Annotated in this window: 14 protein-coding genes; 8 read left to right on the plus strand and 6 right to left on the minus strand. The window is 46.9% G+C overall.

The window, feature by feature from the left end; translation table 11 throughout:
* The first annotated feature begins 54 nt into the window (after positions 1-54).
* From QUB20_RS07715 to QUB20_RS07735, 5 genes are all read left to right on the plus strand, one after another.
* The gene (locus QUB20_RS07715) at positions 55-1,425 is read left to right on the plus strand and encodes an AAA family ATPase (protein WP_333245277.1); all 1,371 of its coding nucleotides are present in this window, start codon (positions 55-57) and stop codon (positions 1,423-1,425) included.
* Entirely contained in the window at positions 1,418-2,200 is a 783-nt protein-coding gene (locus tag QUB20_RS07720) for a hypothetical protein (RefSeq protein ID WP_333245280.1), read from the plus strand. Before QUB20_RS07715 ends, QUB20_RS07720 begins: the two co-directional genes overlap by 8 nt.
* A 4-nt stretch (positions 2,201-2,204) precedes the next feature.
* Entirely contained in the window at positions 2,205-2,354 is a 150-nt protein-coding gene (locus tag QUB20_RS07725) for an alpha-E domain-containing protein (RefSeq protein ID WP_445299382.1), read from the plus strand.
* An 83-nt stretch (positions 2,355-2,437) separates the two neighbouring features.
* On the plus strand, positions 2,438-4,051 hold the full coding sequence (locus QUB20_RS07730; protein ID WP_333245283.1) for a family 10 glycosylhydrolase: 1,614 nt from the start codon (positions 2,438-2,440) through the stop codon (positions 4,049-4,051).
* A 185-nt stretch (positions 4,052-4,236) separates the two neighbouring features.
* The gene (locus tag QUB20_RS07735; RefSeq protein WP_333245286.1) at positions 4,237-4,818 is read left to right on the plus strand and encodes a Uma2 family endonuclease; all 582 of its coding nucleotides are present in this window, start codon (positions 4,237-4,239) and stop codon (positions 4,816-4,818) included.
* Positions 4,819-5,103: 285 nt separating this feature from the next.
* On the opposite strand, the gene argF is transcribed toward QUB20_RS07735, so the two are convergent.
* On the minus strand, positions 5,104-6,024 hold the full coding sequence (gene argF / locus QUB20_RS07740) for an ornithine carbamoyltransferase (RefSeq protein WP_333052921.1): 921 nt from the start codon (positions 6,022-6,024) through the stop codon (positions 5,104-5,106).
* Positions 6,025-6,259: 235 nt separating this feature from the next.
* Positions 6,260-7,270 (minus strand): tRNA dihydrouridine synthase DusB, encoded by a 1,011-nt coding sequence (gene dusB / locus QUB20_RS07745; RefSeq protein ID WP_242724764.1) that lies wholly within the window; start codon positions 7,268-7,270, stop codon positions 6,260-6,262.
* 463 nt (positions 7,271-7,733) lie between these two features.
* Here dusB and QUB20_RS07750 point away from each other — a divergent pair, with 463 nt between their 5' ends.
* The gene (locus tag QUB20_RS07750; protein WP_333245289.1) at positions 7,734-9,326 is read left to right on the plus strand and encodes a glucose-6-phosphate isomerase; all 1,593 of its coding nucleotides are present in this window, start codon (positions 7,734-7,736) and stop codon (positions 9,324-9,326) included.
* 65 nt (positions 9,327-9,391) lie between these two features.
* Positions 9,392-10,132 (plus strand): response regulator transcription factor, encoded by a 741-nt coding sequence (locus tag QUB20_RS07755; RefSeq protein ID WP_333245292.1) that lies wholly within the window; start codon positions 9,392-9,394, stop codon positions 10,130-10,132.
* Positions 10,133-10,142: 10 nt separating this feature from the next.
* Here QUB20_RS07755 and QUB20_RS07760 read toward each other — a convergent pair whose 3' ends face one another.
* The 4 genes from QUB20_RS07760 to murC all read right to left on the minus strand — a co-directional run bounded on the left by QUB20_RS07760 (position 10,143) and on the right by murC (position 14,228).
* The gene (locus QUB20_RS07760; protein WP_333245295.1) at positions 10,143-10,634 is read right to left on the minus strand and encodes a low molecular weight protein-tyrosine-phosphatase; all 492 of its coding nucleotides are present in this window, start codon (positions 10,632-10,634) and stop codon (positions 10,143-10,145) included.
* A gap of 167 nt (positions 10,635-10,801) precedes the next feature.
* Positions 10,802-11,152 (minus strand): YbaB/EbfC family nucleoid-associated protein, encoded by a 351-nt coding sequence (locus QUB20_RS07765; RefSeq protein ID WP_015178392.1) that lies wholly within the window; start codon positions 11,150-11,152, stop codon positions 10,802-10,804.
* Positions 11,153-11,564: 412 nt separating this feature from the next.
* Positions 11,565-12,521 (minus strand): UDP-N-acetylmuramate dehydrogenase, encoded by a 957-nt coding sequence (murB, locus tag QUB20_RS07770; protein ID WP_333245298.1) that lies wholly within the window; start codon positions 12,519-12,521, stop codon positions 11,565-11,567.
* A 150-nt stretch (positions 12,522-12,671) separates the two neighbouring features.
* Positions 12,672-14,228 carry a UDP-N-acetylmuramate--L-alanine ligase gene (gene murC, locus QUB20_RS07775; protein WP_333245302.1) on the minus strand — a complete coding sequence of 519 codons (1,557 nt, stop codon included), beginning with the start codon at positions 14,226-14,228 and terminating at the stop codon, positions 12,672-12,674.
* A gap of 964 nt (positions 14,229-15,192) precedes the next feature.
* Between murC and nadD the strand changes: the two genes are divergently transcribed.
* Positions 15,193-15,924, plus strand: a complete 732-nt coding sequence (gene nadD, locus QUB20_RS07780) for a nicotinate (nicotinamide) nucleotide adenylyltransferase (protein WP_333245305.1) — start codon at positions 15,193-15,195, stop codon at positions 15,922-15,924.
* Positions 15,925-15,977 lie beyond the last annotated feature (53 nt).

The raw sequence follows: 15,977 nt of genomic DNA on the forward strand, positions 1-15,977 counted from the left end.
GATGACACAAACTCAAACCAAGCGTTATGATTTTACTTAAGTATCTAGGTGTAAATGATGACAACTATCAACTGGAATGAAGTTTTAGATAGTATTTCAGAGAATGCAGAAGAGCCAGAAGTCGAAGATCGATTTGTCAAACGCCTTCTAAATGCACTTGGATTCAGCTCTGATGAGTGGGTACAACAGTTTAAAACAGGGAAGGGTCCTGCTGATTTTGCTGCTCGCAAGAATCACGATGAGGATAAATTTTCAGTTGCTAAGATTAACCCATACTTAATCATTGAAGTTAAAGGGAGAGTATCAGGAAAGGTAATCCTTAACTTAGCAGAAGGTACTCCCACGTACAAAAAAACTAAAGAACAGATAACACGTTATCTTCTTGATGCTAAGTGCCACACATCTCAATGGGGTATGATCACTAACTCAACAGATATCCAGCTATTCCGTAAACATGGTAAAATCGTATTGCCTGCTACTGACTGCATGAGGATTACCAAAGATAATATTATTGAGATAATTATTAGAATTAAGAACTTGCTGGAAAATCCACCCCAAGCTTTAACAATTTGCATTTATAATGATAAGGGAGGCGTGGGAAAAACTACAACGACAATCAACTTGGCTGCGATTCTTCGACAACAGCACAAAAAAGTGCTTGTTGTTGACTTCGATCCACAACAAGGAGATTTAACCGATTCATTGGGCTTACAGGAGGCAAAAGTTAAATTATCTCAGTGCCTGGTTGATGAAGCATTGAATGTTAAAGAAACTCTTCAAGCATTTAATCTGAAGGATAAAGCAGGTCTATTAGTTAAGGTATTTGATGTCATCCCATCTGATTCAGGATTATCGAAGTTCATGGCTTATGATTATGAAGCACAAATTGAGAAAGGTTCAGCAAGGCTGCGAGATTTGCTTGAGACTTTTGTTCGTAATTATGATTACATCTTAATTGATGCACCTACGAACTGGACTTTTTTTAGTAAAAGCTCTGTGATAGCTTCCGATGTAATCCTCATGCCAACAGAACACAATAACTTTTCATCTTTAAAAAATGCTGCTAAAGTGATTAAAGTATTCTTACCTGAAGTTAAGAAGCTTAGGAAGGACGGTGGCCCTATTGCCTTGCCGATATTTTTCAATAAACATAAAGAAACAGAGGCTTCAATCAAAAGAGCAAATGCAGAAATTAAAGCAATTCTTACAGTTAAGAAAGGAGATAATTATCTTCTAGATACTAATTTGTTGCCCTATTATTGGCCTAAATCTACAAAAACGGTGATTGACCCAACTATATTCAGTGTTCCAGAATATGAAGTTGTTTCTACTGCAGCTTTTTGTCGAAAACCAGCGGTTTTTCTACACAAAAAAGCCGCTGAATATTACTTAAAATTAGCGAAGGAGTATTTCTTGTATGAGTAATTCTGAGAACATCGGTAAGTTAATTAACTTGAAGTTATCTAAAATTGAGTCAGCAGAACCCTGCTCTGAGTCAGAGTTTATCATTGCCGGAGCCGCCGAAGCCGTCTTGCAAGCAGGTAATCGCAATTGGATTCCGATTATCGTTAAAGAAACAGGCGAGTCTCAGTATCAAGTGGTGAGCAATCACTTTGTCTATGCTGTAGCTCAACAAGCCAAATTAGATTCAGTATGGTGTATTGTCATTGACCCAAAACCATCAAATATTGAACAAGCGAAGATTCTAGCGCGAGAAGCAAATCCCACAGTAAATCTGAGTACAGCATCAAAAGATACTATCTTAGCTGTACTTAAATACTTAGTTAAGGAGCATAATTGGAAGAATGTAAAACCAGTTGAAACTGCCAATAAAATTGTAGATTCTAACCGCGCTCAATGGTCAGATTTCACCCCCCTGACTAAGTTACAATGTGGTTTGAGTAAGGCGAGATTAGATTTGATTGGTAAAGTATTTTCTATATCACCGCCACCGCCACCGCCGCCACCGCCTGAAGCAGTTAGTGTGAAACGTGCATCAAGAGATGAAATTTTCGATCGCCTCAATTACTTATCAACTAATAAAATAGGAGGCTTTGAAACTATCGATCCTGAAAAAACAGCCGATGCTATCTTCACCGCGAATAAAGGCAAGTGGAAAACCCTCAGTCCAATTTCCAAACTTGAATGCGGCCTTGATACAGCCAAAATGAAAATCATTAAAACCGTATTTAGCCTGTAAAACTATGTTAAGTGGTGTAGCGGATTCAATTTACGGGCTCAACCGCTATATTGAAAGATCGGAAAATATCGCGCATTTTGCCAAGGTCAATTTTAATCTCATCCTCGACTCTCCCAGCGGTATTACTCAACTATTTACTGATCTGCCCACTTAATGTACCATTGTGCGAAAATGTCAAGCGGACGCTCACACCAAAAGTCCGTAAAGGACTGTTAAACGCTCTCTCACACACTTCTCATGCGAAAGACCAAAACATTCTTTTTGTCAAGCTTGTTCCTGATTGGCTTAACAATTAGTTTTCTGCTGACTCCTGGTTGGTTATCAAACTTCCCATCCCGCGCGATCGCAACTATGCCCCCGCAAACCCAAACCGCCGAATTTCGCGCATTCTGGGTGGACGCCTTCAACCCTGGCTTCAAAACGCCTCAAGAAGTCACAAAATTGATCGCAGACGCACAGCGGGCAAATGCCAACGCGATCGTTGCCCAAGTCCGCCGCCGTGGCGATGCTTTTTACACGAGTACGATCGAACCCCGCACCCTCGATCCCAACGTTCCGGCGGGTTTCGATCCCCTGCAAGATTTGATTGACAAAGCCCACGCCGCAGGCATTGAAGTACACGCTTGGATGGTGACGCTGCCGGTGGTTTCGGGCACCAAACTTCCCGCCGGTCACGTTTGGCAACAACACGGGCCTTCTGCCCCCGGCAGCGACAATTGGGCGATGCTGACTTACGGTGGGCAAGCCCAAGGCTATCTCGATCCCGGCCATCCAGACGCCGTAGATTATACTGTTTCCGTCTATTTGGACTTGCTGAAGCGCTACGATGTGGACGGCGTACAGTTGGATTATGTGCGCTACGGCGGGCCGACTTGGGGCTACAATCCCACTGCGATCGCCCGTTTCAATCAGCAAACAGGTCGATCGGGCAAACCCGCACCCACCGATCCCGCGTGGATGCAGTGGCGGCGCGACCAGGTGACAAATTTAGTGCGGAAGCTTTATGTAGAAAGCCTTGCGATTAAACCGCGTGTTAAAATTACTGCCGCCACGATCGCCTGGGGAGACGGCCCGAAAAACGATGCCGGATGGTATCAAACCCAGCCTTACAAAGAAGTATTGCAAGATTGGCGCGCTTGGCTGGAAGAAGGGATCGTAGACATGGCGATGCCGATGACTTACCAGCGCGAGTACAAACGATCGCAAAAACTCGCTTACGACAACTGGATCGAGTACGCCAAAGACCACCAGTATAACCGCCAAATTGCGATCGGCCCCGGCAATTACCTCAACTACATCGAAGACACCCTCGCGCAGGTTCGCCGCGCCGAAGGGCCTTCTGCGAAAGGAAATCACGTCGCAGGTACAGTGCTCTATTCCTACGCTAGCAGCAACGTGTACACGAATGTGGAACTGCGATCGGGCGGTAGCGGTGATTTGCCCCGCCAGCCTTGGAAATACGTTCTTCAAAGCAATGATTGGTTTTATACCGCGCTCTCGCAGCCGAGTCAATACGTTGACGGCGCGACGGGTAAAACTGTTGAAACTCAGCCTGTGTGGACGACTGCGGTGGGGATTCCCGATATGCCTTGGAAGTCGCGGCCGACTACAGGTGCGATCGCCGGAAATTTGCAGCGGTGCGCTCAAACTTGCGACGGTGCGAGCTTGACATTGCAGTCGATCGATGATATTGGCGCGGTGCGTCAACTGCGCGCCGATGGTAAAGGATGGTTTGGGGCGATCGAGCTTTCTCCGGGAACTTATCAGTTGAAAGTTGACGGTAGTCAAATTCAACAAACAGTTAATGTTGTCGCCGGTGACGTAACAAAAATCAATCTCGGAGCATCTTAACTGCTTTACTCGTTACCAGGCAGAGCCTGGTAACGCAGATCCGGAGGCTGTGCCTCCAATTTCCATAAAAGCTTGCGAGGCAGAGCCTCTAGATATCGGTTCCCAGGCAGAGCCTGGGAACCAGTTAATATCATAAGCTAAAATAAAATCATTCCACATCAAATTATAAATTTATCAATCGAGATATGCTAACAACAGAAGCTGCTTTCACGCTCCGTAAATGGACAGTTAAAGAGTATCACAAGCTGGGAGAGATGGGATTTTTTCACCCAGAGGAACGAGTCGAACTACTTTCAGGAAATATCATCAAAATGAGTGCAAAAGGAACTGCTCACACCTCCGCTTTAGGGCGTACAGATAGCTTGCTGCAATACCTTTTTAGAAATCTTGCCTGGGTACGTATGCAAGATCCGATCGCCCTTGATGACAATTCTGAACCAGAACCAGATATTGCCGTAGTCAGAATCGATCCTTTTGACTATGCGACTCACCATCCGACGCCCTCAGAGGTATATCTAATTATCGAAGTGGCAGACAGCAGCTTAACTTTCGATCGCGAAATTAAAGCCAAAGCTTACGCGCGATCGGGAATTGCCGATTATTGGGTATTAAATGTGGGCGATCGACAACTGCACGTTTTTCGAGAACCTACTGAAAATGGGTATCAAAGCGAAGTAATTCTGGGAGAAAGCGCGATCGTTTCACCGCTGGAATTTCCTACTTTTAATATCGCAATTCAGGCAATGTTGCCACCAATTATGCCATAGGTGCGCGCTGCGAACTTAATAATTTTTATTAACCGCAGAGGGCGCAGAGGGCGCTGAGAGAGAAGATAGAGAGGCAAGCATTTAATCTGTTTGTAAAAACCGCCAACTATTTTGAATTCATCGGCAATTTTATTTGCCTAACAAATCGATACAATAAATCTAATAATCGCAGTCGGTTTTAACCGACTTAAGCTTTGAGCCAGGGGTTTAAACCCCTGGCGGACTGGCGAAATGGCGACATATTTACTGACAACATCTTTAAGGACTGAAGTCGTTACTACAAACCTAATCGCTTTCCAGAATGCTTGCGAGCAAAGCTTGCTGAGCGTGCATCCGATTTTCTGCCTGATCCCAAACGCGCGATTGACTGCCTTCAATCACTGCATCGGTAATCTCTTCATCCCGGTGTGCGGGCAAACAGTGCAGTACAATTGCATTCTTATCTGCTAACTTCAGCAATTGTTCATTTACCTGATAGGGTTCAAACAAAGGAATTCTGATTTTTGCTTCCTCTTCCTGTCCCATACTCGCCCAAACATCAGTATAAATCACTTGAGCATTCTTCACAGCAGCTTCTGCGTCCGTCGTCACCGTAACTTCGGTTTTTCCCTGAGCAATATTCTTAGCTTTTTCCACTATCTCAGCATTGGGCCCGAAATCTTGAGGGCAAGCAATTCTTACATTCATTCCCGTCATTGCACAGCCCAACATCAGCGAATTAGCCATATTATTGCCATCGCCCAAATAAGTCAGGGTCAATCCTTCTAGCTTGCCAAAACACTCTTTTACTGTCATTAAATCCGCCAGCACTTGACATGGGTGTTCGTCATCTGTCAGCGCATTAATCACAGGAATTTTCGCATAGTTGGCAAAAGTTGCTAAATCCTTTTGCTCGAATGTCCGAATCGCCAAAATGTCTAAATATCTGTCTAAAACCCTGGCTGTATCTACCAAAGGTTCCCCGCGGCTGACTTGTGTAACGTTGGGATTAAGGTCAATCACTTGCCCTCCCAATTTATACATTGCTACCGTAAAACTTACCCGCGTTCGCGTTGAAGCTTTGGAAAATAACAAGCCGAGAACTTTATTGCGTTTCAGCTTGACCATTCCCGATTTTAAACTGGCTGCTAGATCCAGCAAATAATTTAATTCGTCAATGCTTAAATCTGCCAGACTTAATAAATCTCGCCCTTTTAAGGAATCCATGCTTTCCCCCACACACAAATTTTTAACTTTGTCTTAAATCTTAGCCCGCAGAGGCTGGTTTTGTTTCTGTAATCCCTAGTTGACTCCGCCCAAAAACGGATACCGTGCCACGTACACTCATGAGGGTCGATATTAAAATTTTAGACTAAAGTTCAAGCTCCCACATTCAATGCTGCAAGTAAATCTAAAATCTAAAATCTAAAATCTAAAATCGACTGACCTCTGCGGGTAAGGTTTATGCGGGCAATTGCTCGATCGCCCGATCGATCGAATCGCAACCTTGTTCAACCGTTTCTACCACAGCCAACACGCCCCGCAATTCCCCAGCGCCGGGGAAACCCTTAGCATACCAGGTTAAGTGCTTGCGCGCTTGGCAAACACCGCTTTCACCTTTATATTCCCACAAAGCCCGCAAATGTTCCTTAGCACATTCGAGGCGTTCAATTGGTGTCGGAGCTATCTTTTCCACACCAGTTTTCAAGAAATAATCAACTTCTCCCACCAAAAAAGGATAGCCCAAAGTTCCCCGCGAACACATCACTCCATCGGCGCCGGTTTCTTCCAGACATCGCATCGCTGCTTCCACTGAAAAAATATCCCCGTTAGCAATAACTGGAATCGATAAAACTTCTTTCACGCGGCGAATCCACTCCCATTTTGCCGGGCCGGTGTAACCTTGCGATCGAGTGCGGCCGTGCACGGTAATCATTTTTGCTCCCGCATCTTCCATCCGCTTGGCAAATTCCAAAATATTAATTTCTTTGTCAGTCCAACCAATCCTAGTTTTAACCGTGACAGGAACATCTACCGCTTCCACAACAGCCCGCACAATTGCCTCGGCTGTTTCCGGATCTCGCAGCAGGGAAGAACCGCCGCCGTTTTTAGTAATTTTGTTAACCGGACACCCCATATTAATATCAACAGTATCCGCTCCTTCTGCCACTGCTTTCTGGGCCGCTTCTGCCAAGAAATCCGGCCGGCAGTCAAACAATTGAATGCTAATCGGGCGCTCGTTCGGGTCAACTTCCATAATTCTCGGTAATTGCTTCACGTAGTGCAAACCCGTAGCGTTTACCATTTCCGTGTACATCATCGAATCCGGCGCGTAGCGGCGCACCAGGCGGCGAAATACCAAATCGGTAACGCCGGATAATGGCGATTGCAGGACGCGACTTTTAACTTCAAAATCGCCGATTTTGAGCGGAGTTGCTAACCTTTCTTTTAATTCGGGAGATAGAGCAAGCATAGTCGATCGCACTTTAATTCTAATATCTGTATATTATACTACACTTCCGATAGTTGACAGTTGTTAATTATATTTTTAGCCGATTATTGAGTGACAGCTAAAAGTATATTTAACCTGACCGCAATACCTATTTTACAGAACCTGATCGCCCTAATTTGAATATTGTGAAACCATGGCCCAAACGCCAACGCCGACTACAGTTAAATCTCTGTGGCGCTTCGATCTATCTATGGGGTGTGACCATTAATGAGGGATCTACCTACTAAGACTGTTGCCCAAGTCATATTTTTATTGTTTAATTCTGCCGAATGCTCTGACTGCCTTCTGTTCCGGCTGCCTTCAGACGATTAATGCTTAAATTTATTGGGATTCTGCAAAAGCCGTACATCAGATCGTTTTAAACTACAATTGGTTGATTCCTGACGACGCCGATCGAACATTAAAAAAATTGTAGAGAATTCCTATGGACGCCGCAGCACTCTGGCAACGCTATCAAGACTGGCTTTACTATCACGAGGGATTGGGACTTTACCTCGATATCAGCCGCATGGGATTCGACGACGCTTTCGCAGCAGCACTGAAGCCCAAATTTGACAAAGCTTTCAAAGACATGGCAGCTTTAGAAGCAGGTGCGATCGCCAATCCCGACGAAAACCGCATGGTGGGCCACTACTGGCTGCGAAACCCCGATTTAGCTCCCACTCCAGAATTAAAACAAGAAATAGTCGAAGGCATAGCACAAGTCGAAGCATTTGTCAAGAAAATTCAAAACCGCGATATTAAACCGCCCTTTGCTCCGCAATTTACCGACATAATTTCGATCGGCATCGGCGGCTCGGCCCTCGGCCCCCAATTTGTCGCCGAAGCTTTATCCCCAGACATTCCGCCCCTAGCAATACATTTTATCGACAACACAGATCCCGCCGGGATCGATCGCATCCTTAACAAAATCAAAGACAAACTCGCCAGCACCCTAGTAATTACTATCTCCAAATCCGGCGGCACCCCCGAACCCCGCAACGGGATGATCGAAGTTCAAAAAGCCTTCGCCGCCGAAAAACTGGATTTTGCCAAACAAGCAATTGCCATCACTGGAACAGACAGCAAACTAGACAAATTAGCCAAATCCGAAGGCTGGATTGCCAGCTTCCCGATGGCAGATTGGGTGGGAGGACGCACTTCCGAATTGTCAGCAGTTGGACTTTTGCCAGCAGCTTTGCAAGGCATCGACATTCGGGCGATGCTCGATGGCGCGAAAGTCATGGACGAAGCTACCAGAACCACCGAAATCAAACATAATCCCGCCGCCTTGTTAGCAATGTCCTGGTATTTTGCTTGCAACGGACGTGGCGAAAAAGATATGGTAGTTTTGCCGTATAAAGATTCACTGCTATTGTTCAGCCGCTACTTGCAGCAATTAGTCATGGAATCGATCGGCAAACAGGAAGATTTAGACGGCAACACAGTTCATCAAGGAATCGCAGTTTACGGCAACAAAGGCAGCACCGACCAACACGCCTACGTCCAGCAACTGCGAGACGGCGTGCCGAATTTCTTCCTAACATTTATCGAAGTTTTGCAAGACAGGCAAGGCATTTCCCCAGAAGTAGAAACCGGCGTCACTTCGGGAGATTATTTGTCTGGTTTGTTGCAGGGAACTCGACAAGCCTTGTACGAAAATCACCGAGATTCCATTACTGTCACCATTCCCCAAGTCAACCCTAGGACAGTAGGAGCATTAATCGCCCTCTACGAAAGAGCCGTAGGTTTTTACGGTTCCTTGGTGAATGTCAATGCCTATCACCAACCGGGCGTCGAAGCCGGCAAAAAAGCGGCCGCTGCTGTATTGGACTTGCAGCAACGGGTACTGCAAGTGCTCAAAGACGCCCAAAAACCTCTGTCTGTCTCAGAAATAGCCAAAAAAGCAGGAAAGCCAGAGCAAATCGAGACAATTTATAAAACTCTGCGACATTTGGCAGCCAACGGGCGCGGCGTAGCTTTGGAGGGCAAATTAGGACAACCGGCTACTTTAACTGCAAGCTATCAAGAGAATTAAACAGTAGAATTAAACATTAAAAGTGACTAATTTCACTTTTAATGTTTAATTTTTAAATTCCCCTCATGCCCTTAACGATTCTGGTTGCTGACGACGATTTCGCGACTCGCTTGTCGATTACCGATTATCTAGAAATTACGGGATACTCTGTAATCGCTGCTGAGAACGGCAAAGAAGCTTTAGGCTTGGTAGATGAATTTCAGCCCCACTTGATTGTTACCGACATTACAATGCCCCAGATGGATGGCTACGAATTCGTGCGGCGAGTTCGGACTCGTCCCGCTTTCCGCTTGCTGCCGGTGATTTTTTTGACGGAACGCACGACTACGCAGGAACGGATTCGCGGCTATCAGATGGGGTGCGACAATTATCTGGCTAAGCCTTTTGAACTCCCAGAGTTAGGGGCGGTTATTCGCTCTTTGCTCGATCGCTACGCTCTAATCGCTCAGGCCCCCTCTCGTTCCCCGGAACCCGAACCAATGCCAACAGAGGCACGCAGCAGAGCCAATGACAAGCCAGAAGCAGATTTTTTAACTCAAAAGTCAAACACAGGCGATTCCCTACGAGATAGCTCCGCTTCACGGGCATCTCCCAGCCAAAATGCTCCGACTTTGACTCAGCGAGAGCGACAAGTGCTAGATTTGCTGACAGAAGGTCTTTCTAATATTCAAATAGGCTCCACACTCCACCTCAGCCCTCGAACTGTCGAAAAGCACGTCAGCAGCTTGTTCAGAAAAACTGACAGCAACAACCGTGCAGAACTCGTTCGCTTTGCGATGGAACACCATTTAGTCGGTAATTGGTAATTGGTAACTGTTAATTGGTAATTGTTAATTTTTCCTGATTGATAACGTACTCCAACAAACCCTCGGCAGCATCGTGCAGCAAATCAATTACTCGATCGAATCCCTCCGGGCCACCGTAGTAAGGATCTGGCACTTCTTTAAGGTCGTATTTCTGGCAAAAATCGCACATCAGTCGCACTTTATCTTTATACTTTCCAGCCGCATCCAAGGCAAGAATATTGCGATAATTGTCCCGATCCATAGCCAGAATCAAATCAAAATTTTCAAAATCTTTCCTGGTAAATTGGCGGGCTTCGCCTAACAATTCAATGTCTCGCTTCCTCGCCGCCAATGCCATCCGCCTGTCAGGGGGGCTGCCAATGTGATAGCTAGCAGTTCCGGCAGAATCGCAGGTGATGCGATCGCTCAAACCAGCTTGTTCGATTAAGTGATTCATAATATTTTCTGCTGAGGGCGATCGGCAGATATTTCCGAGGCATACAAACAATAATTTATAAGACATTTAATTGATAATTAGTAATTGGTAATTTTTAATGGGAAGGGAAGAAAGAAAATTTTTACTTTCCCCTTTTTCCCAACGTTTTGTGCTTCAGAGAAATCAATCAGTCATTAGCTATAGATTTGTTTTTAAACACAGATAGCTAACAACTAATGACTGATGACTAATGACTAACCGAAACCGGGGAGATTTAGTCCCCCGGTGAGTTCTTCCATTTTCTCCCGCATCGTCATCGTAGACTTAGCGTAAGCATCCTGCATCGCCACCGTGACGAGTTCAGAAACCACCTCAGCACCTTCACCGAGGGCATCCGGTGAGATTTCCACGCGGCGGGGTTCTTGGTTGCCGCTGAGAAAAACCTTGACCAAGCCACCGCCGGCAGTTCCCTCAATTTCCATGACATCCAACTCTTCTTGGAGCTTTTTAGCTCCTTCTTGAACCTGCTGAGCTTTTTTGAAAGCTTCAGTCAGTTCTTTCATTTTGCCCAGGCCGAAGCCAAATCCTTGTCCTGATTTTGTCATCAAAATTCCTCTGGTCTGAAACCCCGTCCTTACAGGACGGCTTTACATTTAATTTTAATCCCCTTGCGGGGTAGGGGGGTGGTTGCCCCCCCGTGAGGATATGGTTGTCCTCAATCTCCCATTTCTGGGGTAAAGTTAGCTTTGCCAATGTTTTCTGAGCTTGTTAGGCTAGGAGCACTGTTCCAGTGACCTTAGAACTGTTTAACTACTAGCGACAGAGCAGGGAACTAGCTTCGCATTCGCCCGGTGTCGTGACTCAAAAAACGTAGTCAGTTAAGACTTAGGCGGGTCAAGATGGCTTGTTAGATTTCTCTTTCAAGCCTCATGCCGTCAGGGCTGAGGTTCTTGACAACTACTTTTTGATGGTGTGTGGGCTGGCAGTCTGCCGTTTCCGTATTACTTCAATGATGCCTTAGAAGGGAAACTCTCCCAGTATTCTAACTTCTGGCTCCAACAACAGCGACCACCGCTGCTCGACTTGCTGTTGAACATGGCGGATCACGTGAAAAATATCATTGGCCGTTGCCGACCCGCAGTTAAGAATAAAATTAGCATGGCGCTGAGCTACTTGTGCACCGCCGATCTGATATCCCTTCAGTCCCGCTTGTTCGATGAACCAACCTGCCGTCTTGGGGCCAGGGTTACGGAAGACTGAGCCACAGCTCGGTAAGTGGTAAGGTTGAGTTGTCCGTCGCTGGCTGAAATGGTCATTAGTTTCTGCCATTACTTGCGATCGGTCGAATCCCGGCTGTAACTGAAAAGTCGCTTCTGTTACTAGCCGATCGCCCCCTTGCAGCACCGAAGTCCGGTAGCGGTACTCCAACTCTTGGGGAGTCAGAATTTCCACCTTACCACCAGGGGATAGGACGCGAGCATTGACTAAAATATCAGCAGTACAGCCTCTGTGAGCGCCTGCATTCATCACCACAGCCCCTCCCACGGTACCCGGTATGCCGACTGCCCATTCTAGGCCTTTCCAGCCCCGTTTAGCCGCCAACCAAGCGAGGCGGGGAATTGACTCCCCCGCCCCCGCTGTAACTTGACCTGTTTCTGGGTTAAAATTCACCTGTTTCAGGTAGCGAGTGCCGACGACCAAACCGGACAAACCCCGATCGCTCACCAACAAATTAGAACCCGCACCCAGCAGAGTCACCGGCAGCCCTTCATCGTGTGCCCAGGCAAAACTCGCTTGCAAAGCCTCCATACTGCGGGGAGCAACGTACCACTCGGCCGGGCCACCGACTCGGAAGGAAGTCAGGCCCGCCAGCGAAACTTGGGAATTAATCTTGCAATCAGTTCCCCGCAAAGAAATAGGAGAATACACTCGCCGATAGTCCTTAACAGAGGAGTCATTCGAGATAGTCACCATCTTGAAAATCCTTAAAAATACCTTCGCTCGAAGACGTGGTTGAAAATCCATTTAGCTAACTTATGTCGCCCCTTTGAGCGAGCCGTCCGACAGAAGTTTCGGCACAAAGTGCCATGCCATAATGTCGATCAACTCTACTCAGTTCGCGAGCTAATCGGGGCGATCGGCTTGTTGATAAAAAGCCATAACCTCTGGAATAATCTGATTCAGATTACCAGCGCCCAAAAACAGAGCCAAATCCCCCGGTTGCAGATTTTTGGTTAAAAACTTAGTGACTGACTCCAGGGAAGGCGCAAACTCAACCTCTCGGCCTTCTTTAGCAATCAAATCAGCAACTTGCTGCCCACTAATCTCTCCTAAATTAGGTTCCCCAGCACTATAAATATCGCAAGCCACAACCAAATCAGCATCCCCAAAAGATTGAGCAAATTCTGGCAAAAATGTCAGAGTCCGGCTGTAACGGTGGGGTTGAAAAATTGCAACCACTCTTCGGGATTTGGGATTTTTTTCGCTACCTTCGATACGCAAGCGAGCGGCCGCCAAGGTGACACGAATTTCGCTAGGATGGTGAGCGTAGTCGTCCACAAACAGGATGTCATTGTGAAAACCCCGCACCTCAAAACGGCGGCGAGCTCCTTCAAAGCCAGCAATCGCTTGGGCAATCGCCGAAAACTCTAACCCCAACAATCGGCCCACTGCTACTGCAGCTAGTGCATTGCTGAGATTGTGTGTGCCCAGCAACTTCAACTCCATTTCCCCCAGGAAAGCTCCTCGCTCCCAAATCCGGGCCTTGGTACTTTCGGCCCCGTACTCCACGTCCGAAGCCGTGTAGTCAGCACCGCTGTCCGGCTGCAAGCTGTAGCTGACATTAGGCTGAAGGGAATCTTTGACGATTTGGTCATCAATGCAGCCCACCAAGGTTTGACAGTTTTGGGCAAACACCTTAAATGTGTCTATTACCTGGTCAAGGGTATCGTAATGGTCTGGATGATCCAGTTCGACATTCGTCACTATGCCAATTTTGGCTACCAGCTTAACGAGAGAACCGTCGGATTCATCAGCCTCTGCCACTAAGTAGGGGCCTTCCCCCAAACGGGCATTGCCTTCCCAAGCATTTACCTCGCCTCCTACTACGATCGTCGGGTCTAGACCCGCAGCCATCAGCATGAAGCCGATTAAGCTGCTAGTAGTAGTTTTGCCGTGAGTCCCGGCTACGGCTATGCTTTGGTAATCTTGAATTAACGCTGCCAACACATCCGATCGATGAAAAATCGGACAGCCCAAATCTAAAGCAGCTCGATATTCGGCATTGGCTGGGTGAATAGCCGTCGAACATACTACTTGAGGCAATCCCGGAATTGCTTGGGCGCTTGAACCGTTGCCGTTCAATTGGAGAGCTTCGGCTGTCGCGACAGAAGTCCCTACCGTACCCGCGACTATCGAGGATACTGCCCTTTCCTGTTGCCCGCAGTCGGGACTGCTACCGTTAAGGGCCTTTTGAAATAATTCAAAATTGCTGGCGTCTTGACTCCAAAAAATATGAGCTCCTATTCCTTGCAAGCGCTCGGTTATGTGACTCGATTTAATGTCGGAGCCGTACACAGGCAACTTGCGTTTAGCTAGAATGTAGGCAAGGGCTGACATCCCAATCCCACCAATGCCGATGAAATGAAATGGTCTACCGCTAAAATCAACAGAACTCGGCATCTTTGCTCCTCACACACCACACCACGCCAATAACACGCGATATCATATCAAGAATTGTTTTTTCAGGATACAGTTCGCTAGAGATTTTGTACAAAATTCTCTGCGTGTCCCTAGATTTGAGGGACTTGTAGAGATGTTTGTCTTGTATCCTATATGACTTAGTACCGAGTAGTTTTCCGGAACAGTCACAGCTCGAAAATTGCAGGTAACAGAAAACGGGGTCTGGGGTCGGGGCCAATAGACTAATTTTGGGTGGTTGCATACTCCTGCATTCTTTCTATTTCTATCCGCCTGCTGTGCTGGGATACGGCAGCAAAAGCCCCACAACCTTTCTACCAAGATTGAGGGTAAAACCCATAAGGATTTACAAACACTACCACGAACAACAAAATTTCGCTCATTTTGTAGTCATTTATCTACTCCTACGGTCATTTTTTCTTGAAAGTGAGAGATTGACACGATCGCAGCTATAGTATATATTCTGAATTTATTGTATATATACAAGTTATGCAGTTCGTCGAAATAGTCGCAAAGCCATAGATCAAACCAAATCATTGGTTTTGATCGAGAAGCCGATCGACGCTCTTGGCAGTCCTTAAAATTTTTACCAGTGCGCTAAGTATATCTACCGTCAAAACTTTTTCGGTAGCCCACAAACGAATGCTCAGGCGGTCGATCGCAAAACGAGAAACAAGTTGGGATTAATATTGGCAAGGTTAATCAACCAGTCCCGAACCCACTCCGACGCTCAGAAGCGGGTTTTTTAAGTCTTATTGAAGGTTTGGACGAATTAAGGGGGTTGAAAAAACCGGTTTCAGCGTCCAGGACGATCGTCGAAACTAGGGTCGTCTAGGGGTTTGTCGCCGATGTAAAGCGAGGGTTTTCTCATAAACGAGCTTATGGTTAAAAGCGTATAAACAGAAAATTGGCGCGATGTCTGTATTAATCCTGATTTGGGGGAAATATGGGGAAAATAGCGGTTTTGGGGGGGACTTTTGACCCGGTTCACTGGGGTCACGTGTTGGTAGCCGAAACGGCTGCGAGTCAATTTGCTCTCGATCGAGTCATTTGGGTACCGGATCGCTCTCCTCCTCACAAAGAGCGCCCGGATTTGGCAAGTTTTGAGCAGCGGCGGGAAATGCTTGCTCTGGCGATCGCCGATCGCCCAGACTTCGTAATTTCGCCGCGGTCGGCCAATCCCAGAGGCAGTTGTTTTGCGATCGACACCCTGCTGTATTTGCAAAAATTGTATCCAGGCGATCATCGCTGGTACTGGATTATTGGTAGTGACGCACTCCTTACTCTTCCCAAATGGCACCGGTGCGCCGAAATTGCCCGGTTGTGCGATTGGTTGGTGGCCCCACGTCCGAGTCACGGAGATCGAGAGACAGCAGAAAGCAAGGAGAGTGGGGGACTGTCCGAGTGGGGAGATTATCCGGGTGGAAAACCCCTCGATTCCGGGGGAGATAGGATGCAGGTTCAGGCGACTGCTGTGGGCCGACGAGTTGCCGAACAAATGGCTCTTGTGGACGTGGAAATTCGCTGGGAAGTGCTGTCCATGCGTGCGATCGAGATTTCGTCGAGCCACATCCGCCGCTGCTGCGCCGAAAAAATCGACCTCCGCTACTTAGTCCCGGAAGTTGTCGGGACTTATATTGCAGCCCATCAGCTTTACCAGATACATTTAACCCGGTAAATCCCGAACTAAGCCAGGAATCACCGTGTATGGCAAGATAGAAAAAGCAGCAA

This window comes from Microcoleus sp. B4-C2 (genome assembly GCF_036705265.1).
GTDB lineage: Bacteria > Cyanobacteriota > Cyanobacteriia > Cyanobacteriales > Microcoleaceae > Microcoleus.